The 26,022-nt window shown below is 34.0% G+C and carries 28 protein-coding genes; 3 read left to right on the plus strand and 25 right to left on the minus strand.

The genetic code is table 11. The features are described 5' to 3' along the window. Positions 1-5: 5 nt before the first annotated feature. Positions 6-1,283: a pyrimidine-nucleoside phosphorylase gene (locus DQM95_RS05225; protein ID WP_012658452.1), complete on the minus strand. Its 1,278-nt coding sequence runs from the start codon at positions 1,281-1,283 to the stop codon at positions 6-8. Further along, positions 1,280-1,870 (minus strand): class I SAM-dependent methyltransferase, encoded by a 591-nt coding sequence (locus DQM95_RS05230; RefSeq protein ID WP_012658453.1) that lies wholly within the window; start codon positions 1,868-1,870, stop codon positions 1,280-1,282. Before DQM95_RS05230 ends, DQM95_RS05225 begins: the two co-directional genes overlap by 4 nt. 263 nt (positions 1,871-2,133) lie before the next feature. Between DQM95_RS05230 and coaA the strand changes: the two genes are divergently transcribed. Together coaA and rpsT are read left to right on the plus strand one after the other, a co-directional pair. Beyond that, the gene (gene coaA / locus DQM95_RS05235; RefSeq protein ID WP_037592124.1) at positions 2,134-3,054 is read left to right on the plus strand and encodes a type I pantothenate kinase; all 921 of its coding nucleotides are present in this window, start codon (positions 2,134-2,136) and stop codon (positions 3,052-3,054) included. A gap of 59 nt (positions 3,055-3,113) precedes the next feature. Further along, positions 3,114-3,356: a 30S ribosomal protein S20 gene (rpsT, locus tag DQM95_RS05240; protein WP_160463058.1), complete on the plus strand. Its 243-nt coding sequence runs from the start codon at positions 3,114-3,116 to the stop codon at positions 3,354-3,356. Positions 3,357-3,432: 76 nt separating this feature from the next. Here rpsT and DQM95_RS05245 read toward each other — a convergent pair whose 3' ends face one another. The 19 genes from DQM95_RS05245 to DQM95_RS05335 all read right to left on the minus strand — a co-directional run bounded on the left by DQM95_RS05245 (position 3,433) and on the right by DQM95_RS05335 (position 23,129). Further along, a complete protein-coding gene (locus DQM95_RS05245; RefSeq protein ID WP_037592122.1) occupies positions 3,433-4,743 on the minus strand; it encodes a sensor histidine kinase in 1,311 nt (436 codons plus the stop codon). After that, on the minus strand, positions 4,736-5,410 hold the full coding sequence (locus DQM95_RS05250) for a response regulator transcription factor (RefSeq protein ID WP_012658457.1): 675 nt from the start codon (positions 5,408-5,410) through the stop codon (positions 4,736-4,738). The genes DQM95_RS05245 and DQM95_RS05250 overlap by 8 nt, the downstream gene beginning before the upstream one ends. 121 nt (positions 5,411-5,531) lie before the next feature. Continuing rightward, complete coding sequence (locus DQM95_RS05255) at positions 5,532-8,069, minus strand: M1 family metallopeptidase (protein WP_037592121.1); 2,538 nt, start codon at positions 8,067-8,069, stop codon at positions 5,532-5,534. 70 nt (positions 8,070-8,139) lie between these two features. Then, positions 8,140-8,793 (minus strand): phosphate signaling complex protein PhoU, encoded by a 654-nt coding sequence (gene phoU, locus DQM95_RS05260; protein ID WP_012658459.1) that lies wholly within the window; start codon positions 8,791-8,793, stop codon positions 8,140-8,142. A gap of 19 nt (positions 8,794-8,812) precedes the next feature. Further along, on the minus strand, positions 8,813-9,571 hold the full coding sequence (gene pstB, locus DQM95_RS05265) for a phosphate ABC transporter ATP-binding protein PstB (protein ID WP_012658460.1): 759 nt from the start codon (positions 9,569-9,571) through the stop codon (positions 8,813-8,815). 12 nt (positions 9,572-9,583) lie between these two features. Further along, entirely contained in the window at positions 9,584-10,387 is an 804-nt protein-coding gene (pstB, locus tag DQM95_RS05270; RefSeq protein WP_012658461.1) for a phosphate ABC transporter ATP-binding protein PstB, read from the minus strand. Positions 10,388-10,401: 14 nt separating this feature from the next. Continuing rightward, entirely contained in the window at positions 10,402-11,289 is an 888-nt protein-coding gene (gene pstA / locus DQM95_RS05275; RefSeq protein ID WP_037592119.1) for a phosphate ABC transporter permease PstA, read from the minus strand. Beyond that, on the minus strand, positions 11,279-12,214 hold the full coding sequence (gene pstC, locus DQM95_RS05280) for a phosphate ABC transporter permease subunit PstC (RefSeq protein WP_012658463.1): 936 nt from the start codon (positions 12,212-12,214) through the stop codon (positions 11,279-11,281). The genes pstA and pstC overlap by 11 nt, the downstream gene beginning before the upstream one ends. A gap of 10 nt (positions 12,215-12,224) precedes the next feature. Further along, positions 12,225-13,082, minus strand: a complete 858-nt coding sequence (locus DQM95_RS05285) for a phosphate ABC transporter substrate-binding protein PstS family protein (protein ID WP_154590529.1) — start codon at positions 13,080-13,082, stop codon at positions 12,225-12,227. A gap of 170 nt (positions 13,083-13,252) precedes the next feature. Next, positions 13,253-14,014, minus strand: a complete 762-nt coding sequence (locus DQM95_RS05290; RefSeq protein WP_012658465.1) for an inositol monophosphatase family protein — start codon at positions 14,012-14,014, stop codon at positions 13,253-13,255. Further along, positions 14,004-14,282, minus strand: coding sequence for a UPF0223 family protein (locus tag DQM95_RS05295; protein ID WP_012658466.1), 279 nt, complete (start codon positions 14,280-14,282; stop codon positions 14,004-14,006). Before DQM95_RS05295 ends, DQM95_RS05290 begins: the two co-directional genes overlap by 11 nt. Before the next feature lies 1 nt (position 14,283). Next, entirely contained in the window at positions 14,284-14,688 is a 405-nt protein-coding gene (locus DQM95_RS05300) for a Spx/MgsR family RNA polymerase-binding regulatory protein (RefSeq protein WP_037592118.1), read from the minus strand. A 65-nt stretch (positions 14,689-14,753) separates the two neighbouring features. Then, positions 14,754-15,695, minus strand: a complete 942-nt coding sequence (locus DQM95_RS05305) for a bifunctional riboflavin kinase/FAD synthetase (protein WP_012658468.1) — start codon at positions 15,693-15,695, stop codon at positions 14,754-14,756. A gap of 3 nt (positions 15,696-15,698) precedes the next feature. Further along, on the minus strand, positions 15,699-16,601 hold the full coding sequence (truB, locus tag DQM95_RS05310; RefSeq protein ID WP_012658469.1) for a tRNA pseudouridine(55) synthase TruB: 903 nt from the start codon (positions 16,599-16,601) through the stop codon (positions 15,699-15,701). A gap of 92 nt (positions 16,602-16,693) precedes the next feature. After that, a complete protein-coding gene (locus DQM95_RS05315) occupies positions 16,694-18,034 on the minus strand; it encodes a DUF2130 domain-containing protein (RefSeq protein WP_037592117.1) in 1,341 nt (446 codons plus the stop codon). 78 nt (positions 18,035-18,112) lie between these two features. Further along, the gene (locus DQM95_RS05320) at positions 18,113-19,066 is read right to left on the minus strand and encodes an aromatic acid exporter family protein (protein ID WP_037592116.1); all 954 of its coding nucleotides are present in this window, start codon (positions 19,064-19,066) and stop codon (positions 18,113-18,115) included. A 17-nt stretch (positions 19,067-19,083) separates the two neighbouring features. Beyond that, on the minus strand, positions 19,084-19,680 hold the full coding sequence (locus DQM95_RS05325) for a restriction endonuclease subunit S (RefSeq protein WP_012658472.1): 597 nt from the start codon (positions 19,678-19,680) through the stop codon (positions 19,084-19,086). 105 nt (positions 19,681-19,785) lie between these two features. Continuing rightward, positions 19,786-22,416, minus strand: coding sequence for an ABC transporter permease (locus tag DQM95_RS05330; protein WP_037592115.1), 2,631 nt, complete (start codon positions 22,414-22,416; stop codon positions 19,786-19,788). An 11-nt stretch (positions 22,417-22,427) separates the two neighbouring features. Further along, entirely contained in the window at positions 22,428-23,129 is a 702-nt protein-coding gene (locus tag DQM95_RS05335) for an ABC transporter ATP-binding protein (protein WP_037592114.1), read from the minus strand. A gap of 116 nt (positions 23,130-23,245) precedes the next feature. On the opposite strand from DQM95_RS05335, the gene DQM95_RS05340 reads away from it, so the two are divergent. Continuing rightward, a complete protein-coding gene (locus tag DQM95_RS05340; RefSeq protein WP_012658475.1) occupies positions 23,246-23,794 on the plus strand; it encodes a TetR/AcrR family transcriptional regulator in 549 nt (182 codons plus the stop codon). Between the two features lie 91 nt (positions 23,795-23,885). Here the strand turns inward: DQM95_RS05340 and tpx are convergent, their stop codons facing one another. The 4 genes from tpx to DQM95_RS05360 form a co-directional block, all read right to left on the minus strand. Then, positions 23,886-24,377 carry a thiol peroxidase gene (tpx, locus tag DQM95_RS05345; RefSeq protein WP_037592113.1) on the minus strand — a complete coding sequence of 164 codons (492 nt, stop codon included), beginning with the start codon at positions 24,375-24,377 and terminating at the stop codon, positions 23,886-23,888. 127 nt (positions 24,378-24,504) lie between these two features. Next, positions 24,505-25,149, minus strand: coding sequence for a TrkA C-terminal domain-containing protein (locus DQM95_RS05350; protein ID WP_111685960.1), 645 nt, complete (start codon positions 25,147-25,149; stop codon positions 24,505-24,507). Positions 25,150-25,298: 149 nt separating this feature from the next. Next, a complete protein-coding gene (locus tag DQM95_RS05355) occupies positions 25,299-25,787 on the minus strand; it encodes an Asp23/Gls24 family envelope stress response protein (protein WP_037592112.1) in 489 nt (162 codons plus the stop codon). Positions 25,788-25,797: 10 nt separating this feature from the next. Continuing rightward, on the minus strand, positions 25,798-25,995 hold the full coding sequence (locus tag DQM95_RS05360; RefSeq protein WP_037592109.1) for a CsbD family protein: 198 nt from the start codon (positions 25,993-25,995) through the stop codon (positions 25,798-25,800). Positions 25,996-26,022: the final 27 nt, after the last annotated feature.

Below are 26,022 nucleotides of genomic sequence, written 5' to 3' on the forward strand. Positions count from 1 at the left end.
ACTCCTTAAGAGATCACTTTAATGATCTCTTTTATTTCAAGTTGCTCTAGTCCTATTTTAACATTTTTTTCAAATTCTGTAAGCACTTTTTTATCCAAAACCTGATTAGAATAGATAGTTGCAATTTTATCGCCTTTAGCAACAAAATCCCCTATTTTTCTATCGAAAACAATACCACTTTCATAATCTAATGTATCGGATTTAACAGCACGACCAGCCCCAAGTCTCATCGCTAAAAGACCAAATTCTAGTGCTGGTAACTCAGTGATATATCCTTCCATAGGTGATAAAATTTCAGTCTGGTATTTTGCTTGAGATAGTCTGTATAAGTCCTCTAAATCTCCGCCTTGATATGCAATCATCTCTTCAAATTTATGGAGGGCAGGACCAGAAATAAGATGTTCACGTATTTCGGTTAGTGGTTTAGAAACTCCTGCTAACTCTAACATCAGTTGCCCAAGTTCACAAATAAAGTCTGAGATATCTTCTCTACCTTTTCCTTGCATGATTTCAATAGCTTCAAGTACTTCTAAGCGATTTCCAATTGCACGACCTAATGGTTGACTCATATTTGTAATTACTGCAACAGTTTTTCGGCCAACTTCTTTTCCTAAATCTACCATGAGTCGAGAAAGTTTCTCAGCATCTTCAATCGTTTTCATGAAGGCACCATCTCCAACCGTGACATCTAATAAAATACTATCAGCCCCAGCTGCAATCTTCTTACTCATTACAGAACTAGCAATTAGTGGAATAATGTCTACAGTTGCCGTTACATCTCTTAGTGCATAAAGTAGTTTATCTGCTTTAACCAATTTATCCGATTGACCAATAACTGATAGACCAATATCTTGAACTTGTTTGATAAACTCATCCTGACTTCGATCAATTTGGTACCCCTTGATTGCTTCTAGTTTATCAAGAGTTCCTCCAGTATGGCCCAGTCCTCTTCCACTCATTTTAGCAACTGGAACACCAAAACTTGCAACTAAAGGTGCTAAGATAAGCGTAACTTTATCTCCAACTCCACCAGTTGAGTGTTTATCCGTCTTAACCCCTGGAATTGCACTTAGATCAATTTGATCCCCAGTTGCAACCATACACATCGTTAAATCTTTGGTTTCCCTCGTAGACATACCTTTGAAATAAACAGCCATTGCAAAAGCTGACATTTGGTAATCAGGAATTGACCCATTAGCATAGCCAGAGATTAACCATTCGATTTCTTGGGTTGATAATTCTAAGCCATCGCGTTTTTTTTGAATTAAATCTACTGCTCTCATTCCTTAATACTCCTTAGGATATAATAGCCTTTATCTTTTTTTAAAATATGAACATTTCCAAACATGTTTTCCATTTTTTCTTTTGCACTTGGAGCCCCTTGTTTCTTCTGGATAACAATTGTTAGGTCCCCACCTTTATTTAAAAACAATTGAGATTTTTCTATTATTTCGTGAACAACCTTTTTACCAGCTCTAATTGGAGGATTACTAATAACATGGTCAAAAGTTCCAGAAACCTTTTCGTAGATATTCGATTGAAAAATAGTTGCTGAGACATTATTAATAACTGCATTTTTCTTAGCTAACTCAATAGCTCGATTATTAATGTCAACTAATGTTGCCTGAACACCTTGTGCTTTTGCTAATGATATGCCAAGCGGCCCATAGCCGCATCCGACATCTAATACCGTATCGCCTTTATCAAATAACAGTGTTTGCAATAAAACTTGACTACCATAGTCAATCATTTTTTTTGAAAAGACTCCAGAATCGGTATAAAAAGTAAAGGGAGTATCCAAAAGTTTCACTTTCAATTCATGAATATCATGTTTACTGTCTGGATTTTCATCATAATACATTTTTGACATAGTTTTTCCTATCTTTTATCGATGCTTTTACATTCTATCACACTTTGAAATGGTTTACAAGACGCTTGTTTTAAAGGGTTTTTCTTTTAATGTTCGCTTTTTACGAATGTTCTAGGGAATGTATAATTTTAAACCATAATGTAAACAAATATACCTATGTAGGTGTCATGAAATGTTAGGAAATAGTTAAAATAGTGGTTTATTTTTCCAAATATTTTAGTGTCATGTTATAATTTTGATATTGCCATTTATTAGGAGAACTTATGTCAAATGAATTTATCAATTTTTTAAAACTTAATCGTGAATCTTGGAAATTGTTACATCAAAAGTCACGACCCTTGTTAACAGAAGACGAATTGGAAACAATTACCAGTCTAAATGACAACATTGATATTCAGGATGTGACTGAGGTATACTTACCTTTATTGAATCTCATTCAGATTTACAAAATTAATCAAGAAAATTTATCCTTTTCCAAAAGCCTTTTTCTAAAAAAAGAAGCTCATAATAGACCTTTTATTATTGGAATATCTGGTTCAGTGGCAGTCGGTAAATCGACGACTAGTCGTCTCCTTCAACTACTTCTTGCTAGGACATTTAAATCAAGCAAAGTTGAAATGGTAACGACCGATGGATTTTTATACCCTAACAGCTATTTGGTTGATCATGATATTTTAAATCGTAAAGGTTTTCCAGAATCTTATAATATGGAATTATTGCTAAACTTTTTAGATGGTATCAAAAATGGCTTAACGAAATCCATACCCGTTTACTCACATGAAATTTATGATATTGTACCTGATCACGTTCAAACGATTGAGAGTCCAGACTTTTTAATTGTTGAAGGGATTAATGTTTTCCAAAATCAACAAAATAACCGACTATACATGAGCGATTACTTTGATTTTTCAATCTATATCGATGCAGATAGCAAACATATTGAAAACTGGTATATCGAACGATTCGAAAGAATCTTGGACTTGACTAAAGATGATGACTCTGGTTTTTATTCTAAATACGCTGAAATGCCACGTCCTGAAGCTGTTCAATTCGCTAAAGAAGTTTGGAAAACAATAAATCTAGAGAACTTAGAAAAATTTATCGAACCAACACGAAACCGTGCTGAGATTATTTTGCATAAAGCAAAAGATCATAAAATAGATGAAATTTACGTCAAAAAATGAATTTGACTTGCCAAACAGATATAATTTCTATATAATAGTGTAGTTAGATTAATACGGAGGTGAAAACATTGGCAAATATTAAATCAGCTATCAAACGCGCTGAACTTAACGTTAAAGCAAACGAAAAAAACTCAGCACAAAAATCAGCTATGCGTACTGCTATCAAAGCATTTGAAGCAAACCCAACTGAAGAGCTTTTCCGCGCTGCTTCTTCAAGCATCGACAAAGCTGAATCAAAAGGTTTGATTCACGCTAACAAAGCTAGCCGCGATAAAGCACGTCTTGCTGCAAAACTTGGCTAATAAATATCCAATGAAAACTCCTCTAGGAGTTTTTTTCATATTCAAAAAGTGCTAGGTTACTATACCAAGCACTTTTTTAAAATTTGACTTCAAAAATTGTCCCTTTAGGCCTATTATCCTTAACGACAATACTTCCTTTTAAAGATTGAACGATTTGTTGAGCTAAGGCTAATCCTAATCCAAATCCACCCTTACTTCTTGTTCTGGCTTTATCGACTCTATAGAATCTGTCAAAAATTTTCTTTTTGTCAATATCATTAATGCCAGGTCCATTATCTAAGACAGTAAGATAGAGATGTTTATCCCCAGTTGAAACCTGTATTTCAATCTCACCGTCAGCATCAGTATATTTTATGGCATTGTCAAAAAGAATCGTTAACAATTGTTTGAGTAGAGCTTTATCAGTTTTTACTTTTCTATGAACTTGATTATCAAACTGGAATGATTTGCCATTTTCTTCTGCAATAAGGCTATAATTTTCAAAAATACTATTAAAGAATTGAGCATCAATTTCTTCCCAGTCGGGTTTTATACCATCGTCACGTCTCGCAAGATTAAGAAGATTAGTGGTTAGTATTCTCATATTTCTGACTTCATCTAAGCTTGACGCAATGGCTTCGCTATTATCAAGAATACTCTCATTTGGCTTTCGAAATAAACTTTCTAAACGATTCTGTAAAACGGCCAAAGGCGTCCTTAATTCATGACTGGCATTTTCAACAAACATTTTTTGTTTTTCATAGCTCTCAATGATAGGCTTACTACTCCAATTTGCCAGATATATACTAGCAATAATGGAAATGAGCCAGAACACAATCATAACGATTATGATAAATTTCTCATATCGTTCATTTGTTTTTTCTGACTGTTCAACATTTACTACGGCCATCATATAGGCGATTGCAGGGTAGTTTTTGGAATGTACCCTTACTGTAATGGTATGAAATTTTTCTTCATGGCCATAGTAATTGACTAATTTTTGCGTTTGAATCGTATTTAATTCGTTTTTATTCAGCGTAAAATTTTGAAAATTGGAAAGCGCATCAAAACTGTTGATAACAATACCGTTTGAACTAAAGAGTAAGATATCTGTATTTGCAACCGGCTCATTATCATTCTTTATTTTAAATGCTTCTGTACTAGCTTTAAAATGACCACTTTGGTTATCAAAATAAAAGGAAGAAATCCTCTCCATGGTCTTATTGGTATAATTCTCTGAATTCTTGGCAACTGTCAATAAACTACTATCAACAGATGAATAGACACCAAATTTCATAATCTGAAGGATAATGAAAGTCATAACCGCAAAAATGCCCGTAAATACAGAAAAATAATGGGAAAAGTGATTGAAATTATCGGATTTAAGTAATTCTTTATATTTAGTCATTAGATTTCAAAATATAACCAACACTTCTTAGTGTTTGTAAATTAGTGGCAAAATCAGTAGATTTTAGTTTTTTTCGAATTTTAGAAATGTAAACCTCTACTACTGAGATGGTTGTGTCACTATCAAATCCCCAAATTCGATCAAAAATTTGAGATTTAGGAAGAATGACATTTTGATTTTGTAGAAAATAAATCAGAAGTTCATATTCTTTACCTAATAATTCAATGTTTTCTTGGTTAACAGTAACCATATTACGGTCTGTATCAACTTGAATGTTCCCGTAACGAATAAGGTTATTATTGAACTTTCCAGACCTTTTAAGCAAGGCTTGGATGCGCATTTTTAACTCTTCTAAATAAAAAGGTTTCGTTAAATAATCATCCGCTCCTAGTTCAAAACCATGACCTTTATCATCAATGGTTTCCTTAGCGGTCATGATTAAGACCGGTGTTTTGATATCTTTTTCTCTTAATTCTTTCAATACTTGAAAGCCATTTTTTTCTGGTAACATCAGATCCAATAAAATAAGATCATAGACACCACTTTCTGCCTCGTATAGTCCTTCTTCACCATCAAAGACCTGCATGACATCTGCAAAATCATCTAGAAAGTCAAAGATGGAATTGGATAAGCTTAAATCATCCTCTACCAATAAGAGTTTTATCATTTGGAATCTCCCTAAATCTTAATATTGACATGTTTTTACACTTGTGACCTTAACATACACTAACTTTCTTAATTGAAACTAAACTGAAAAAGAAAGCATCAAACAAGATGCCTTCTCATCATTAGAGGTTTTGAAGAGTTAAAAGTACGGCTTCTTTTTCTTTTTCAATCAAAGCAACGCGGGCTTTGATTTCGTTTATGCCCATCTTAATATTTCGACGGATTGCCATATCATCAAGTTTAGGTTCAAAGAAAGCTTTGTATTCTGATAACCGTTGTTCGGTTTTGAAGTGATTTGCTGGTAAAATGACAAATTTATCAAAACTCATATCACCACCAAGTGCAGCTTGAATCCATTCCCAGTCATGGCGAGCCCATTCCCAAATAGGATTTTGCGTGAATTCTTGAGATAATAAAACATTATACCACATTGATAGATCCTGTGGTTTAATAATACTTTTATCTTTTAGACTTGCGATGATACGCTTCAATGTCATCATATTTTGAGTTTTTGATAATGCATTTGCTAAATCCAAACGTATGTTATTGTCTGTAGTATTGATATACAGGTCGAAATACTGATCAACAAGAGCATCTGTTTCAAAATGTTTGATCTGGTTAACTAGGACAAATCTCCTGATAGCTGCCGGAATGTCTGCTAAGTTATTAGAATAGTCTTTGAATAGGGAATTTGCTTTACCGATAGCATCACTATAATCAACTGCAATTAATTGATTTAAGACAATTTGTCTAATCATCTCATCTTCGTCACTTTCACCCTCTTGTTTATTAAAGCCCAATCTATGATAGTCAGATGAAAATACTTTCGAGACAAGTGTTTTAAAGTTTTTCTCTTCTTCAGAGTTTTCTGGAATAAAACGTTCTAGTCCACTAATAATTTGCTGTATAGCAGAAGTTACTAAGTAAGATTTTTCACTATCGAAAAGTGACACCAACTGAATTAACTCAGCATAGCGAATATGACCACTTTCAGCCAAAAGTCTTCGTTCTTGAATGATTTGCAACTTTGTAATTTCACTCAACTCTGAAACTGAACTCTTAAGACTCTCCCAAAGTTGTCCTTGATAATCGGTAATATAATGGGCAGTGTTTTCAGTATTAAGTAATAGTGGGCCATTATTTTCAGATAGTAATTGATTAAAGTTCGGAATGACCATTGTTTTTTCTGTTAAAACATCTGGTATGCCAGTCCACGACGCGTTTAATGGGACTGACCAAAATCTATCGTGTTTTTTATGGTCTCCAATAAAGAATTGCTCTTGACTAATGATTAATTGATCATTTTCTACCTTAACGGTAAGCAATGGATAACCAGGCTGTTCTAGCCATGAGTCCATGAAACTTCCTACATTTTTTCCTGAGGCATCAGATAAAGCCTTCCATAGATCTCGGCCAATCGTATTACCGTATTGATGTCTTTCAAAATACACTTTAAGTCCTTTGGCAAAAGCATCATCTCCTAACCAACGACGCAACATGTGCATTAAGCGACTGCCTTTAGCATAGACAATAGCCGGATCAAAAAGCGTATTGATTTCATCTGGGTGGTTTACTGCAACATGGACAGACTGAACACCATCTGTTGCATCTCTTTTAAGAGCTAATGGTGCTCCTCCTGTTTGAAAATCTTCAAAAATATTCCAAGATGGTTCAATAGCATCTACTGACACATACTCCATCATATTAGCAAAACTTTCGTTCAACCATAAATCATCCCACCATTTCATGGTTACTAAATTTCCAAACCATTGATGTGCTAATTCATGTGCCACGACTAGGGCCACTTGTTGGCGGCTTGAGGCAGTTGAATTGCTATCAACTAAGAGATAAATTTCACGGTAGGTAATTAATCCCCAATTTTCCATTGCACCGGCTGAGAAGTCAGGTAGAGCCACATGGTAAGATTGTGGAATTGGGTAAGAGACACCAAAGTAATCCTCATAGAAATCGATGATTCTTACAGCTATATCAAGAGAAAAGGTTAAAGAAGTACTTGGATGAGCTTTGGTAGCAAAAATACCAACTTCTGTTCCATTTTTACTTTTTGCTGTAATACCATGTAATTCACCTAGTGCAAATGCAAGCAAGTAGGATGACATTTTGGGAGTTGTATCAAAGGTCCAAAGTCCAGTCTCTTTTCTCAATTCAACATTTATTTCAGGCATATTTGAAAGGACAATTTCATCCTCTTTTTGGTCGAATTTGATACTTAAGTCAAAAGTCGCTTTAGCTTCAGGTTCATCAATACAAGGAAAGGCTTCTCTTGCAAAGTGACTTTCAAATTGTGTTGAAATAACTTCCTTTGAGACACCTTCAACAGTATAATAAGAAGGATAAATTCCAGTCATATTATCTGTGATTTTTCCTGAAAACTCTATGACAAGTGTCATTAGTCCCGTTACAGGTAGTTCAACATGAACCGTTTCTGATTTATGATCTTCATGAAAAATGACAGGTTCATTATCCAATAAAATTGATTGAATGCTGAGATCTTTTTGATGGAAGGACACGATGTGATCAAGCGCTTCACCATTAATGGCTACATTGCCACTAAATGTCTTTGTATCACGATTAATATCCAAAAAGATATTATAATTTTCAGGAACAAACTTTTCAATCAAGTATTCTACAGTATTCATAAAGCTCCTTATTTCTTAAAAAAAATAGTGATTAGAAAAAACTTTCTAACCACTATTATATCATATTTGCTTATAATTCAATAATTTTTCCAGTTTTGAGATAAACAATCCACTCACATAAATTTCTTGCATAGTCTCCAATGCGCTCTAAATACATTAAAACTTGAAAATATTCTTTACCAGCAAAAACAGCATCTGGTGTCTTTCTGATTTCTTCAACTGCTAAAGCTTGAATATCTCTGAAATAATTATCAATAATTTCATCATTTGCTGCTATTTCATAGGCTTTGGCTTCATCCGCAGTAATATATGCATTTAAAGCATCCTCAACCATTCTTTTTACGGCTTTGCCCATTTGATTAATTTGTTCTTCAACAATTGGTAAACGCTCTTCACCCTTCATTCTGATGGTTGCTTTAGCAATTGAGGAAGCGTGGTCTCCAATTCTTTCAATATCGCTGGATGCTTTTAAAACAGTTATCACGGTTCGTAAATCGTTTGAAACAGGTTGTTGCAAGGCGATGATTTCTAATGATTTTTTTTCAAGTTTTGTTTCAAACTCATTAATCAAATCATCTTCTTCGATAACCTCTTTTGCTAAATCACGATCATGGCTAACAAAAGCACGGACTGTCTTATTCAGTTGGGCTAAAACCTCTGTTCCCATTGAATAAAATTGGTTGTGTAGTTTATCTAATTCTTCTTCAAATTTCGTTCGTAACATATGAATTCCTCAATTTCTATTATCCAAACTTACCAGAGATATAATCTTCTGTTTCCTTACGTTTTGGATTCATAAACATGGTTTTTGTGTTTCCAAATTCAAGCAAATCTCCAGCTAAGAAAAATCCTGTTCTGTCTGATAAACGTGATGCTTGTTGCATTGAACGTGTTACTACTACCATTGTGTAATCATTTTTCAAGGCAAAAAGTGTTTCTTCAATTTTCCCTGCAGAAATGGGATCTAATGCAGATGTTGGCTCGTCTAATAAAATGATTTTTGGACTTGTCGCAAGAACTCTAGCAACACATACGCGCTGTTGTTGTCCTCCAGATAGTCCAAGTGCTGAATCATGCAAACGGTCTTTGACTTCTTCCCAAATGGAAGCGCCTTTTAAAGAAGTTTCGACAGCTTGGTCCAATACATGTTTATCTTTTATGCCGTTGATCCGTAATCCAAAGACCACATTTTCATATATTGACATCGGAAAAGGATTTGGCTGTTGAAATACCATACCGATTTCTTTTCTTAGATCAACTGTATCAGTTCTAGGACTATATATATTATGACCATTGTAACTAATTGATCCAGTGACAGTTACTTCAGGGTTTAAATCACTCATTCGATTAATAGCACGTAACAAAGTGGACTTTCCTGACCCAGACGGTCCAATAAAAGCAGTGATTTCATTTGGATACAAATCGAGTGAAACATTTTTGAGTGTTTTCTTTTTGTTATAGTAAACAGATAAATCTTTTATCTGTAAAATGGGTTCTGACATCGTTTCTCCCTTCTATCCAAAATGACCAGAAACATAGTCATTGGTTGATTGACATTTCGCATTTTGGAAAATATTCCTAGTTTTATCATACTCAATCAAATCGCCTAAGTAGAAAAAGGCTGTGTAATCACTTGCACGGGCTGCTTGTTGCATGTTATGCGTTACAATGATGATTGTATAATTTTTTTTCAATTCGAACATTGTTTCTTCTAACTGCATCGTTGCAATTGGATCAAGTGCTGAGGCTGGTTCGTCCATCAATAGGATATCAGGTTTAACAGAAATTGCTCTAGCAATACAAAGTCTCTGTTGTTGACCACCTGATAAGGTAAAAGCAGATTTATGTAAGTCATCCTTTACTTGATCCCAAAGTGCTGCTTGTTTTAAAGATGTTTCAACGATCTCATCTAATATTTTACTATCTTTAATGCCAGCTCTTTCGTGAGCAAAAGTAATGTTCCGATAAATTGATTTAGCAAATGGATTTGGTCTTTGGAAAACCATACCAATGTGTTTTCGAACTTCGTAAACATTCATTTCAGGTTTATTAATATCAATACCTTGATACATGATTTCACCTGTAACTTTAGCCACATCTATTGTATCATTCATACGATTTAGACTTCGAAGATAGGTTGATTTACCACATCCAGATGGTCCAATCAAAGCAGTAATTTTATTTTTTTCAAATTGCATATCAATCCCTTTAATGGCTTCTTTGCCACCATAATAGACATGTAAATCTTTTGTTGATAATGCCACTGATTCTTCTGGGAAAGTTTTGATATGACGTTCATTCCAATTATATTCTGTCATCTTATCTCCTCTATTTATTTGGCTGCAGTCATTTTAGAATGTAGTTTTTTACCGATATAACGAGCAGATAAATTAAAAATTAGGATAAAAATTAATAAAACTGCTGCGCTACCTGCTGAAACCAAGGTGCCATCAGGAATCGTTCCTTCACTATTGACCTTCCAAATGTGAACTACTAAGGTTTCAGACTGACGGAAAATCGAGATAGGACTTGTGACGCTTAAAGGATTCCAGTTTCCCCAGTCTAAAGCTGGCGCTGATTGACCTGCTGTGTAAATAAGTGCTGCTGCTTCTCCAAAAATACGACCAGATGCTAAAACTACCCCTGTAACAATACTTGGTAGCGCCTCTGGAATAACAACATGGAAAACAGTTTCCCATCTTGATAATCCCAATGCTAAGCCTGCTTCTCTCTGTGTATGGTGAACATGTAATAAACTGTCCTCCACATTACGTGTCATTTGCGGTAAATTAAAAACAGTTAAAGCAAGTGCTCCAGATAGAATGGAAAATCCATATTGAAATTGAACAACAAATATCAAATAGCCAAACAAACCAACAACTACTGATGGTAGAGATGATAAAATTTCAATACAAGTTCGAATGAAATTAGTTAATGGACCTTTTTTGGCATATTCAGCAAGATAGATACCCGCACCTGTAGATAATGGAATAGAGATAATTAGTGTAACGACTAATAAGAAAAAGGAATTGTAAAGTTGAATACCGATTCCTCCTCCTGCTTCATATGAAGAGGAATTACCTGTTAAAAAGTGCCAACTAATATGCGGGATTCCTCGCAGAAGAATGAATAAGATTAATGAAGCTAAAATAGCTACAATGATTCCAGCAATGGTATATAAAATCCCAGTTGCTAATTTATCGACTTTTTTAGCGTTCATAATTTCTCTTTCTCTCTTTCGTAATTAATTTAACAAGTGAGTTAAAGGCTAGACTCATTAATAATAAAACTAAAGCAAGTGACCAAAGCACATTATTTTGTACAGTTCCCATTACAGTGTTTCCAATACCCATAGTTAATACTGAAGTTAAGGTTGCTGCAGGGGTAATAAGTGATGTTGGCATGACAGCTGAATTTCCGACAACCATTTGAATTGCTAGTGCCTCACCGAATGCTCTTGCCATACCAAAAATGATTGCTGTAAAAATTCCTGGTCTTGCAGCATTTAACACAACGCGCCAGATGGTTTGCCATCTGGTTGCACCCATTGCCATACTTGCTTCCCGGTAATGTCTTGGAACTGCTTTAAGACTATCGACTGTCATGAAGGTTACAGTAGGTAAAATCATAACAAAAAGTACACAGACACCTGATAAAATACCAAAACCAGTACCACCGAAAAGTGTTCTAACAAATGGAACTACAATTTGTAAGCCAATAAAACCGTATACTACCGATGGGATACCAACTAAAAGCTCAACTGCTGGTTGTAACAGTTTTGCTCCATATTTTGGAGAAATCTCTGTCATAAAGACTGCTGCTCCAATTGCAAATGGAGTAGCGATGAGAGCTGATAAAATGGTTACTAAGAAAGACCCACTTATCATTGGCAATGCTCCTAAAATAGGTAAACCATTTTTACCTTTGATACTAGGTTGCCATTCTTTTCCAAATAAAAAGTCAAAAATATTTACCTTATCTACAAAAAATGTTGATAAGCCTTTTTGTGCAACAAAGACTAAAATCATTGCAACAATAAATACTATGAGTCCCAAACAAAGAAATGTTAAGGTTTTACCAAACTTTTCTAATCGTGAATTCTTTGAAGGAGACACTAATTTCTTTGCTAATTCTTGATTATTCATATTTCCCCCACTACTTTTTAGTGACTTTGCCATCATGTGATTTAATGACTTTCATATCAGTCATTGGAATATAACCCATGTGAGTGACAATATTCTGTTGCACTTTTTCTGAAAGCATGTAATCAAGAAATTCTTTTGTCAATCCCTCTGCTTTGCCATAAGTGTACATGTGCTCGTAGGACCAAATTGGCCATTCATTTGTTTTGACATGTTCAGGTGTTGCGGAAAAACCATTTAAATTAACTGACTTAACTGATTCATCTACATAAGAAAATGCAAGGTAGGAAATTGCTCCTGGTGTCTGTGAGACAATCGATTTTACCATACCATTTGAATCTTGCTCTTGACTTTGTTTAGGGTTAACATCACCCATAATAACATTGTCAAAGGTTGCTCGAGATCCAGAACTTGCTGCTCTGTTTATCACAGAAATTTTTAAGTTTTGTCCGCCTACTTGATTCCAATTAGTATATTCACCTGAGAAAATTTTTCGCAACTGATCTGTTGTGAGATTTGATACTTTAGTTTTAGGATTAACAATAACTGCCAACCCTGCGACAGCAACTTGATGGTCGACTAATTTACTTGCATCAATGCCATCTTTTTCTTCAGCAAACAAGTCACTGTTACCAATTTGGACGGCTTGCGATTGTACTTGTGACAAACCAGTACCTGAACCACCACCTTGGACATTAATGGTTTTACCCAAATGATGTTTCCCAAATTCATCAGCAGTGGCTTCAACCAAAGGTTGTAATGCAGTTGATCCTACTGCTGTAATAGATTCACCCTTTTGAATCCAACTAGAACAAGCAGTTAAGGTTAACATCGAAAGAGTTAACATACCTACTAAAAAGAACTTCTTCATATTCACTTTTTCCTATTCATCAAAAATACAGGAGTTTAAAACAAACTCAATCATAATAATAACATATCTGACAGTTCACATAAAGAACTTTCAAGCTAAAAGCCAGAATTTTTTTACCAAACTTTTACCTATCCTTTACATAAAATTTATATAAAAATGGGCAAAAAAAATTATTTAAACAAATAATTTTTTATCATTTCGAGTTCGCATTCCGGTAAAAATATCACTTTTTCCCTGGTTTCAAAATCAGGTTTTTCCCCTTCAAGTGTTAGAAGGACATAACCTAATTTTTCCCCTAAAACCATGGCTGCTGCATAATCCCACGGCTGAATGTAAGAAATATATGCTAATAATTCGCCAGTCATGACTTTCATCATTGAAATGCCGGCACCACCATAAATTCTCACACCTAGAGAATGCTTTATAAGATTACCTACCCCCTTATCATTAGTTAAATACATACCTGAATTACAGGCTATCAAAGAGCGATCAAGAGGTTTAGAGTGGTATCTTTCAATCGTGAAATCATTCAGATGGACATCATATGAACCCCCACCTGAAAGAAGTTGGTCATTCATAACATCATAAATGAGCCCAAATTGTCCTATTCCATTTTCAAAATAAGACAACATAATCGCAAAATGATTTCTCTGTACAATAAAATTTACCGTTCCATCAATTGGGTCGATAACCCAAACGTTACCATCAGAAATTGGATGTCTCACATCATCTTCTTCTGCCAAAATATGATCATCTGGAAAATGCTCAAGAATGCGCTTAATCATCATGTCTTGTGTTTCTTGATCAACGTTTGTAACTAAATCGTCGTAATTGCTTTTTATTTGGACGGAAAGATTATCCTGCATTCTATTCTTAATGAAAAGAGATGCTTCTTTGATTAGTTGTTTTGCAAATGAAAATTTATCTTCCAAGTGAAAAATACCCTTTCTCAACTTCTTTTGCTTTCTGGACTGCCCTATAAGTAGAGTAACCGCTACTTTTTTCAAACTCACGATCAATTTGTTTTTCTTGAGATTTGCTAGTTACTATTTCTTTAAATACTCTATAAGATTCCAAGAGTTGATTCGCATCTACTTTTGATTCATATGCTTTTTCAACTTGATTTAAAAAATGAAGCACTGATGTTATCTCGTCAGTGCTCCAATTTATATCAAGAGGATAATTATAATTATCTGACATGTTACCCCTCAATTTCTGCCTTTATAGTGGCTTGACGTAATTCTTGTTTACGATAGTCTCTTGGTAAAAAGGCTCTAATTTCATCCTCGTTAAATCCAATTTGCATTCTTTTTTTATCCATTATGATTGGACGACGCAAAAGACTTGGATTTTCAGCAATTAAGTCAATTAAATCAGAGATAGAAAGCTCTTCGACATCAATGTTTAATTTCTGAAAAACTTTAGATCTGGTTGAAATAATATCTTCAGTTCCATTTTCTGTGAAGGATAAAATTGCCATTAATTCATCACGACTTAGTGGACTTGTTATGATATTGTGTTCTTCGAAATTAACTTCGTGTTTCATGAGCCAAGCCCTTGCTTTACGGCAACTGGTACAACTCGGTGATAAAAATAAAGTAACCATACTCTTCCTCTGTCGTTATTCTTACTTTATTATACAAAAATTTAATAAAATTGGCTATCCTTTTTCTAGGATTTCTCAGAATTCTTCACCATGTTTGGCCATTCTAATGCAATCTGTTTATCAGCATGTAACTGATCCACTAAATCTTCAATTCCAGAGAATTTTGTCATCTCTCTTATTTTAGATAACCAAATGATTTCAATAGATTCACCATAAATATCACGATCAAAATCAAAGATGTTAGCTTCTAATCGTAACTCAGTTCCCCCAAAAGTGACGTTTTTTCCAATACTTGTCATTGATCGATGTCTTTTACCATTAACAATGACATCTGTCACATAGACTCCATCAGCTGGAAGATAAGTACGATCAATTGGTGCTAAATTTGCTGTTGGAAAGCCTAAGGTTCTTCCTCTAGCATCCCCATGAACAACCATTCCTCGGGTAGAGAACTCATAACCTAATAATTGATTGATCTTTGACACGTTACCTTCTTTAATTAATTCCCTGATCCATGTTGAAGATATTTTTCGTCCATCAATTGAAACTTCGTCAATCGTATAAACTTTTCCCTCAAAATTTCGTTGAAGATAGTCAGAGTTTGTACGATTATGACCAAATTTGTAATCGAATCCTACAACAATATATTTAGCTTTTAATTGTCCAATATAGTACTTTATGAAATCATCAGAAGACACTTTTGAAAAATCTGTTGTAAAATCAATAAGATAAAGGTGGTCAACGCCATATTCTGAAAATTTTTCATAACGTTTTTCAGGGTAGGCAATATGTAGCAATAAATCCGGCGTGAAGCGAGTAAAAGCTAATTTGGGGCTTTCATTAAACGTCAGTGTTACGATTTTTAAAGACTCTTTTTCAGCCAGTTTTTTGGCTTGATCAAAAAGAGCTTTATGACCAAGATGGAGACCATCAAAATAACCGAGAACTAAAATAGTTTCATCGTTTTCTGCTATGTCTTGATATGACTTGATTTGAGTAATTTCCATTCCCTATCTTTGCTCCTCTATATTTGACACTAATACTTTTTTAGGTTTATAACTATCGTCACGTTTTTCCAAAATAGCTACTAGTGAATCTTCGAAAAATACTGCTAGTGTTGGTTCATTACTTGGTAAATTAACTCTTCTTCCGTGAACAATATCACTTTTTTCCGAATCAGTAATAACCAATTTGGGTAAACCTTCAACACCTGCTTCAATTGGAAGTAAAAAATCTTGTTTGTCTTGAGAAATCAATGTTTCAATCTCATTTAAAGTATAAGACTTATCAATAGTAAGTCCAGCTGAAGCTGTCCGTCTCAGATAGGACATATGGCTTGCAAAACCTAATTTTTCCCCTAGATTTACGGCTAAGGTTCGAACATAAGTTCCTTTACTACATATAACTTTAAAATCAAAAGTGCAGAGATTATCTTTAAATGTTAAGTCACTAGTACGAATAAATTGTTCAATTCTTACTTTTCTAACAGGTCTTTCCACAGTTTGGCCCGCTCGAGCATACTCATATAGTTTTCGACCGTTCACTTTAACGGCAGAATACATAGGTGGTATCTGTTCAATATCACCTTCAAATGATTTCATTGCAAAATCAACTTCAGCTTCACTAAGTGGCCGATTGACAGGTGTCCTTAATACGATATCACCACTGGAATCTTCTGTTGTTGTTGAATAGCCTAGTGTGACTGTACCTTCGTAAACTTTGCCGGCATTGGTCATGTACTCAATGACACGTGTTGCTTTTCCTACCGCTATGGGTAACACACCCGAAACATCTGGGTCCAAGGTACCACCATGACCAATCTTTTTTTCATGTAAAAGACGTCTTAGTTTGAAGACTGCATCATGAGAAGTCATACCAGCTTCTTTATAGAGATTAATTATTCCGTTTTTCATTTTATACTTTCATTTTTCATTGCATTTAACCTTTTTATTATACCCATTTTTTGAGGTAATTGACAAGAAAAAGCTCAATGGACAAGCTTTTTCTAGTGATTATTTAACTGATCAAATTTTTCACGCATTGTCGGATTATGGCGTGTTAGTTTTTTGACAGATACGTCATCTAATTTATTGTTTGCTAACCTTAGTTGATTCTCACTGGTCGTTAAGAAACGTTTGACTTCTTCCATGCGTTTAATAGATTTATCAATTTCATCAATTGCTTTTTTGAAATTACTGCTGGCCGAATTATAGTTTTTAGCAAACGCTGTTTTAAAATGGTCTAAATCTTCTTCGAAGTGAGTAATATCAATATTCTGTTCTTTAACCAAAGCCAACTCTTGTTTGTATGCTAAGGCATTTAGCGAAGCGTTTCTCAATATTCCTATAAGCTGAATAAATAACTGTGGTCTAACAACATACATTTTTTCATATTCATGACTGACATCAACGATTCCAGTATTGTAATAATCATTGTCGGCTTCTAGCATGGTTACAAGGACAGCATACTCACAATTTTTTTCCTGGCGATCTTTATCCAATTCTTTAAAGAAATCGCTGTTTTTATGCTTTGTTTTAGTGGTATCAGCTTCATTTTTCATTTCAAACATGATGGACAATATTTCAACACCATTGTCATCATATTCACGATAAATATAATCCCCCTTGGATCCTCTACTCGAAAGTATGTTGTCTTTAGTAAATTCTGCATTTGGGAAAGCATAGCTTCTGACCTTATTAAATTCCCTTTCAGCATAAAGCTCCAGGCTTTCCCCAATCGCTTTTGTCGACTGCTGAGTTTTAAAATTCTTATAAAATTCTACCTGTTCATTTGCTGCTTTTAATTGAATCTGATAGTCATTCCGAAGTGAAGCTAAAGATAATTCATTTTCCTTTTCTTGAACGACTAATTGACTTTTTAAAGAATCTCTTTCTTTTTCAATTTGTGACAGTTCAGTTTGTCGTTTATGCTGATTTTCTAGTTCGATTTTTTCCAGTTGATTGGTTAATGTCGCTAAAGCTTTATCTTTTTCTGCTAATTGTTGAGCTAGATTTAGGGCATTCTGAGACTCTAATTGTTCAAGCTTTTGTTGTAATGCGGTTATTTCGCGCTCCTTAACATTTAAGATTTCATTTTGTTGATGTTTATAGTCTTTTTCCAAGCTGTCAAGCTGGTTTCGATATTGCTGAATTTGAGTATCTTTTGATGCTAATTGCTCTTGTAATTGATTCTTTGATTTTTCTTCTAAAAGCGCTATCTCATTGTGCATTCTTTCCGTAAGTTCTTTTTCGAATTCAGCCCCACGAACTTGAGCCAAGAGTTGACTATATTCAGATTCATCAATAGCAAAAACAGTCTGACAGTGTGGACATTTGATTTCTTTCATAATTTCTCCATTCTTGCAATTCCTACCTCTATTATAACAGAAAAGACCAGTACAAGTATCCTGATCTTTTAATGATTATTACGGATTGTAACGCTGATAAAACTCTGTTTTTTCTCTAATAAAATCTTCCAACGTTTGCAACAGTTTAAACAATTGTGCACGATTTTCAAATTCAGATCTTGTTTTTGGTAACTCTCTTTGTCGATATGTCTCCAATAAAAGATGAATATCATCAATTAGTGTCTTGGCTGAATTTTTTTCACTTAATTGACTAGCTGTCTCATGAATAAAATGGGCGAGTAGAACAGTCTCTCGCTGACTTTCCCAAATATTTTGACTTATTTTCACCATTTCTCTGAGTAGATGACATTGCCTACGACGCATTTCAAAATAATGAATCTGATAATCAGTTTGCTGAAATAGTTGATTAGCACTTTCACGGTAAACCAGAGCTAAAGCGTCTTCCAAAAGATTCTCTAGTAGTTTGACATTATCCATTAAATCATCTTGGTGTTTCAACAATAATCTCTCTTCTAACAAAAATAAATGAGCCTTTAACTCCTTCTCTATTAGAGAATGATATTTTTGAATTTTATGATCATTTGTCGTCATGTAACTATTTAAAAGAAGTGCTAGACTTGTTCCTACCAGAAAAAGGACAAACTCATTTGTAACAATTGATAAGGAGACACTTTTTTCCAACATAAGATGTGTCACTAGAACGGTAATTGGTACCAATCCAGATTCCAGATTCTTCCAATATAAAAGAGGTATAGTTAACATTAAATAAATAGAAAAGGCAAGAATGTCATAGCCAAGAATAGAAAAGGTCACGATTGCGATGAGAAAAGCAATAACAAAAGCTATCAATCGATTTTTTGCAATTTGCAAAGATGTTTGTCTTGTATCTAAAATACTTAACAAAGCAATTATTCCTGATGAAGTGGCGAAGTGTAATCCTAAATAATCTGCTATTACAATTGATAAAATAGTTGCTAAAACCATTTTTATACTTCTTTCAACTAATGGCATAACCCCTCACTTAGATTTTAATGTAAACTTTTCTCAATCTCTGATTGAATAAACAGCCATTCTTGCTCAGCTCTTTTTAGTTTTCTGTGATAATCACTTAAACCTCGCAAATATTGATTTATAAGATAATCTTGTTTGACAAGTGGTATCAATGAAACTGGAATATCAAGCAGTTCCTTTGTTGATAGATTAATCACATCTTTACCATGGTCAGCTGCATCTAAAAATGACTGACCAATTTCTGAGTCCAAGAAGAATTTGATATAATATCCTCTTAATTTTTCAATTGGCCTTAATACTGTAATATTAGAAGAAGCAACAAATTCTCTTTTTTGTTTATGAAAAATGCAAACTTTTTTCACAGTCCCTTTTGAGGCAATCAAAACATCACCATCTTCTAGAAAATAACGCAAGAGTTGTCTTCTATCCAAATGAAAGGTCCTAATGCCCTCATAGTTAATCCCTTCTTTTGTCATATCAGAAAGGTTTATTAAACCAAATTCTCCATCTTCCACTTTACTAGAAATAGCTTTACCTTTGAAACAATCTACAACATCCCCTAGTCTAATTTTTTCTTTGCCATCTTCCAAGTAATCTCTCAGCAACTCTTCCATAGTTTTAGTATCCTTCTATTATCTTGTGGTATTTAAATACTATCACTTTTTCACTCTAATAGCAAGATAAAAAGAAGTAAAAGTTTCAACTTTTACTTCTTTTCTTTAATCAACCGATTTTAATGCCTCTAACATATTTAATTTCTTCAATTTAGTATGTACTATTATTCCTAAGGCAAAGACTAATAGGGCGATGGCAATAATCGGTATAAGGTAAACATAAAGATCAACATCTTTACCGAAATTCATATTAGCAGCACTAATAACTGTCATTATATAGGAATGCAAATACCTGCCCACTACTATTCCAATAGCTATCCCTAAGGTGGATAAAATAACGGTTTCCCTGTAAATGTATAAGGTAACTTCACTATCATGAAATCCTAAAACTTTTACAGTAGATAACTCACGCAAACGTTCTGCTATATTGATTGTTGTTAAATTGTATAAGATAACTAAGGCTAACAAGACTGATAATATCACAAGAAATAACATGATTTGGTTAAGAGAATTTACCAAAGCATTAACTGTTTTTATTAGAACCGTATTTTGAATGACTGACTCAGTAGCATTTAAATCGAATGCCTTTCTAGCTATTTTTTTAACGGCTTTTTCATCTGAATCTTTTAGACTAATATAATAGGCTGGTTGTGCTTTAACTTTACTAAAAACGGATCGGTAGTAATCATTAGACATGACAAGATAATGTCCGACATTTGTCTCAATAATATTTGCCACTTCAACCTTGAAATGTCTGCCTTGATTATCCGTTAAGATTACTTTTTGCCCAACTTTAGCCTTGTAAAAACGGGCTAATTTCTCTGACATTAACACCCCATTTTCAGGGATATCGACAGAAGATTTTGTCTTAATCTCTTTAAAATTCAGAAGTGGAGATAATTGCTTCTCATGAGAAATAATAAGCGATGAGGTTTGAAGCTCATGAAGACCAGAAATTGATAAAGCAAGACTTGCAAAATCACTTTTTTTATAATCTTTAATCGCATTATTTTTTAAAAATGACTGAACAGCTTTGCTATTTTCAAAATCATTATCATTTCCAATAACAAGTAAGTGATAAGGGCTCAACTGGTTAAATTGGTGATCCAGAACTTTTGATAAAGATGAACGGATGCCTAAACCAGAAAAGAGTAAGGCGACAGAACCAGCAACACCAAAAATAGTCATAAGCATTCTTTGCTTATACCGAAAAATATTTCTAAGGGTTACTTTTTGCGTGAAACTTAATTTCTGCCATAATATTGTAATCGATTCTAAAATGATTTTCGATCCCTTGGTCGGAGCTTTTGGCAATAAAAGCTGTGCTGGAACTTGGAAAAGTTCCTTTCTAACAATAAGATAGACAGGCAATAAAGCTGACAAACTTGCTAAAAAATAGGCCAAACAGGCATCCTTCCAATAGAAATAATAACGGATTTCCGTTAGAATTAATGGCTTGGTGATAATTTTTGCAATCTGAGAAGAGAGTAAATAGGTGCCTCCTAGAATACCAACTGTTGAACCAAGAAAACTTGCTAAAAATCCATATATTAAAAATTTTCTTAAAACATCATTTTTGGAATAGCCAAGTGCAGCATAGAGGCCAGAATTAACTCTTTCTTCATCTACAAAACGTGTCATTGTGGTAAATGTCACTAAAGCTGCAACTAAATAAAGGACAACCGGAAAAATATGACCTACTTTGGTAATTGAGCCTACTGAAGATTTGTAAATTTGATACCCCTCACCACCAGGTAAAAGCGTTCTACTAAATAAGCTATATTGAGGTGTTGGAAGATTTTCGATTGCTTTTTGATGTTTTTCGAGTTCCTCTTCTTGAGCTAATATTTTTTCTTTTGCTTGATCAATCTTATTCTTAGCAATGGTTGCCTCATCCTCATCTAAATAGGATAACACTTTTTCTTGTGTGCTTATCTCAGCTTTAGCTCTCGTTAGTTCTGCCTTAGCAATGGTCAAACTTTTTTGACTTTGTAACTGTATTTCCTTTAATCTGGCTATTCCATTATCCTTTAGTTTTTTTTGGAGTTTGTTTTCATATTTTTCCAAAAGTTCTTGATAAGCATTCGAGAAACTATCCATTTTTGCAAGTTTATCATATGTGATACGAGCAAGATTAGAGGACATGTTAAAAACATCAGATTTTATAAAAGCGTAATAGGAAAGTTGACCATCACCCGAACCAGAATTGCCTAAATTTTTCTTTGACCAGATTTCTGAAGAGTCGACAAAACCAACAACTTTAAACTGTTTTTCCTTTAAAAGCTTGCTTTCCTTTGCAGAAAAAGTGATTGATTCTCCAATCTTATAACGTTTTTTTTGCCAACTAGCTAATGCAATTTCGTTATTCTGTTCGGGTAGTTTCCCTTCTTTCAGTATTGGTTTAGAAAGTTTTTCTGGAAGAGAATATAAACGAACTGAATCCTTATTTTCAACTTCTTCAACATCTAAAAGATTAGCAAACTCAATACTTGCATTGGGAATTTCCTCTAATTCCTTTTTGTCTTGTTCTGACAGACCAGAAGAGGCTAATACTGACAAGTCCATCACCTTATTACTTTGAATAAATTGATTGCCACTTCTAGCTAAATCTGGACCAGTCACCTTTAAGCCAATTAGAGCAAAGGAACCTATTGTCATTAATAAAAATAGGGATAAAAAACGGGCTTTGGAGGTCCTAATGGATCTTAATATGTCTTTTCGTAGTGTTTTTTTCATAGCGTTCACTCTTAGTATTCAATCTCATCAATAGATTTAGGGGTTTTATTGATGACTGTTTTAATCACTTTTGCATCATGCATATAGATGACGCGATCAGCAATCGAGGCTAAGGCACTATTATGTGTTACAATGACAACTGTTGTTCCATTATCTTGAGCTGTACTTTGTAATAATTTTAAAATTTGCTTTCCCGTTTTATAATCCAATGCACCTGTAGGCTCATCACATAATAACAATTTAGGTTTTTTAGCAATGGCTCTCGCAATTGAAACTCTCTGTTGTTCACCTCCAGACAATTGACTAGGAAAATGATCAAACCTATCTGCTAATCCAACTGAACTAAGAACATCTTTAGGATTTAAAGCATCTGAAACAATCTCTGCTGCGAATTCAACATTCTCCTTGGCTGTAAGATTTGGAACTAAATTATAAAACTGAAAAACAAAGCCAATTGCTCTTCTCCGATATTCTGTTAATTGTTTTGCATTAAAGGAAGAAATATCTTGACCATCAATAATAACCTGTCCACTATCATTGGTGTCCATTCCTCCCAAAATATTCAATACAGTTGATTTTCCAGCACCAGACGCTCCTAAAATGACTGCAAGTTCTCCTTTCTCAACAGAAAAAGAAACTTTATTATTAGCAATGATTCTATGTTCTCCAACTTTATAGGATTTGCAAGAATCTTTCATTTCAATATAGGCCACTTCAATTCTCCCTTATTTGAACATTATGTTGATTTAACCATAAGCATATTATATAATGAGGCAAAAGAATCGACAAGAACAAAAAATAGAAAGCTGTCTATTTAAGAAAGAAATCTATGAAAAAAAGAAAAACAGAATCTAAAAAGCGATTACAAGAAGCACTTACTCAACTATTATTTGAAAAAGATTTTGAGAACATTACTATTTCTGATTTATGTCAAAAAGCAGGCATCAATCGAGGAACATTTTACCTACACTATAAAGATAAAAATGATATGATTGATCAGTTGAAGAATCAAAGTCTGGACAAACTTTTTCATCTATTAGACAGTCCTTCTATTTATACAGATACCAAACAATTACTTATTGAAACACTAACACTTTTAAAAGAAAATTTTCAATTTATAGAAGCCGTTTCTCAATCATCATCTTTACAATTCACACAGACTATCAAGGATTTTATTTACCGAGTCTTAGTTACAGTTGAAAATCATGATCATATTGTAAGGCAACAATATGGTGGCATACCCTATGAATATGCTTTAGAAGTCTATTTATCTAGTATCGAAAGTATCATTTCTTATTGGATAAAAAGTGGGGGAAAAGAATCACCTGAAGCATTAACGACTATTATCCTCAAAGCGGTTACTTTAGATCAAAACTAAAAGGACTTCCTTCTATCTGTTATAGAAGGAAGTCCTTAACTTTTCATTTAAGGTTCAATACTAGTCATTAAGGGACTGAGCCTTTTGTTGATTATTGAATTGATTTTAGTGCTGTTATTGCAGAAACATAGTCCGGTTCAGAGTTTACATTTTCCAGATATTGAGTATATACAATTTGATTATCCTCATCTAAAACCAAGACTGCTCGTGCTAAAAGATGCCACTCTTCCATAAGTAAGCCATAAGCTTTTCCAAATGAATGATCATAGTAATCTGAAAGCATTATGGCCTTATCTAAACCTTCGACTCCACACCATTTTGCTTGTGCAAACGGTAAATCAACTGAAATAGTAATGACGTGAGTATCGTCAAGTTCAGATAATTCTTTATTAAATGTACGTGTTTGCGTTGAACAAATTCCTGTATCGATAGAAGGAACGACACTAATAACCTTTTTTCCTTTAAAATCAGATAATGATTTCATTTCTAAACTTGGCGTTATTAATTTAAAATCAGGAGCAGTTTCTCCAACTTGAAATTGTTGTCCTGATAAAGTTACAGGTTTTCCAATAAATGTGGTCATAATGCTTACCTCCTTGAATTCAGCAAAGTCAATAAATAGTTTATAGGTCTATTTTAACTTATCCTAAAGAACATTACGATTAATTTGACTTATTTTAAAAAGAAAAAGCAAGATGAGTCATCTCGCTTTATAGTCCCATAGACAGATTAAAAAAGTTTTTCATACGTGAATATACAGAGTCATCACCAACAAAGTAGATATGATCTCCTTTTTCAATCACTGCATAAGGACCTGGAGAAATCAAAAATTGGCCTTCATGTTCAATAGCTACTACAGTAGCCCCAGTTTGATGCCACAAATTTAAAACGCCAATTGATTTTCCAAAATGATCAGTATCCTTATTGACAATAATTTCGTATGGTGCAAGAGGAAATTGCTTACTGATATTTTGACTTTGCATCAAAAAATCATTGACCAATGATGACAATTCTTCCATCCCCCCTTGTTGATGACGAATATTTTGACGTATTTTTTCCTTTATTACGGCAATAGAATGAGTGGATTCATATTGATTAATAAATTCAATTGCTTTTTCCTTGGATAGGACAATAGCCCCACTACCATGTTTTAAAGTTAAAATATTTAAATCTGCTAGAATGTTCAATCCTTTACGTGCTGTTTCTGGAGAAACATTGAATGTTGACGCTATCGTCGTACGTGACTTCAATTTCTCGCCAACTTCATATTCACCACTTGCGATGCGTTGAGCTACAGAAACTGCAATCTTTTGATATTTGGAAGTTGTCACTTCGCTCTTATTACCTGTAGTCATACTACTTCTCCTTTACTGACTAACTCAAACATTCCTATTAAATCATATTTTCACAAAGAATTCAATAGCATCTCACTTTGAATAGCCATAAATCAAGAGCTGGTTTTTGACCAGCTCTCATCTTCTACCATTTAAAGTTGTTTGGAAAACTAGTTAAGAGGAGCTTCCCTTGTATCGCTATTAGAGACCGCTTCTTTCATTTGCTCTGTTTTTAAGCTTACGAACTGAGAAGTTGAATTAGCAGCATTTGAAACTTTATCTTGAACAGTTACTTCCGCCTGAGCTTGTTCTTCTTTTGTTCGGATATCGACAACATTAACGTTAACTTCTACGACATTTAAATGTGTCATAACATCAACATTTTTGGCGACAATTTCTTTAATGGCATCCGCAATTTTTGGTATATCTTTACCATACTCAACAATGACATCTAAATCGACGGCCACTTCTTTGCTGCCAACTTCGACATGAACGCCATCCGTAACGGAATTCGAGTTAACGACATTCTTTTTAAGATTTGAAAAGAAACCACCGCTCACAGCGAGTAAACCATCAACTTCTTCAAGAGCATGTCCAACAATTTTCTCGATGACTTTATCGTCATATGTTAGTGTACTTTTGATATCATTTATAGTCATAGAATCTCCTTTATTTATCTTTTTTGAGACCATCTGAAAATCCCTTGATAGAATCTTTTGCATCAGCAGCAAATTCTTCTAATTTACCAGATGTTTTTTCAACTTTACCTTCTGTTTCCAATGATTTGTCACCTGAAACTTTTCCAATAGTTTCTTTGACTTTACCACTAATTTGACCTAATTTAGCTTTTACTTTTTCATCCGACATACTGAGTCCTTCTTTCTAAAATGCAAT

Source organism: Streptococcus uberis (assembly GCF_900475595.1).
In the GTDB taxonomy this organism is placed as follows: domain Bacteria; phylum Bacillota; class Bacilli; order Lactobacillales; family Streptococcaceae; genus Streptococcus; species Streptococcus uberis.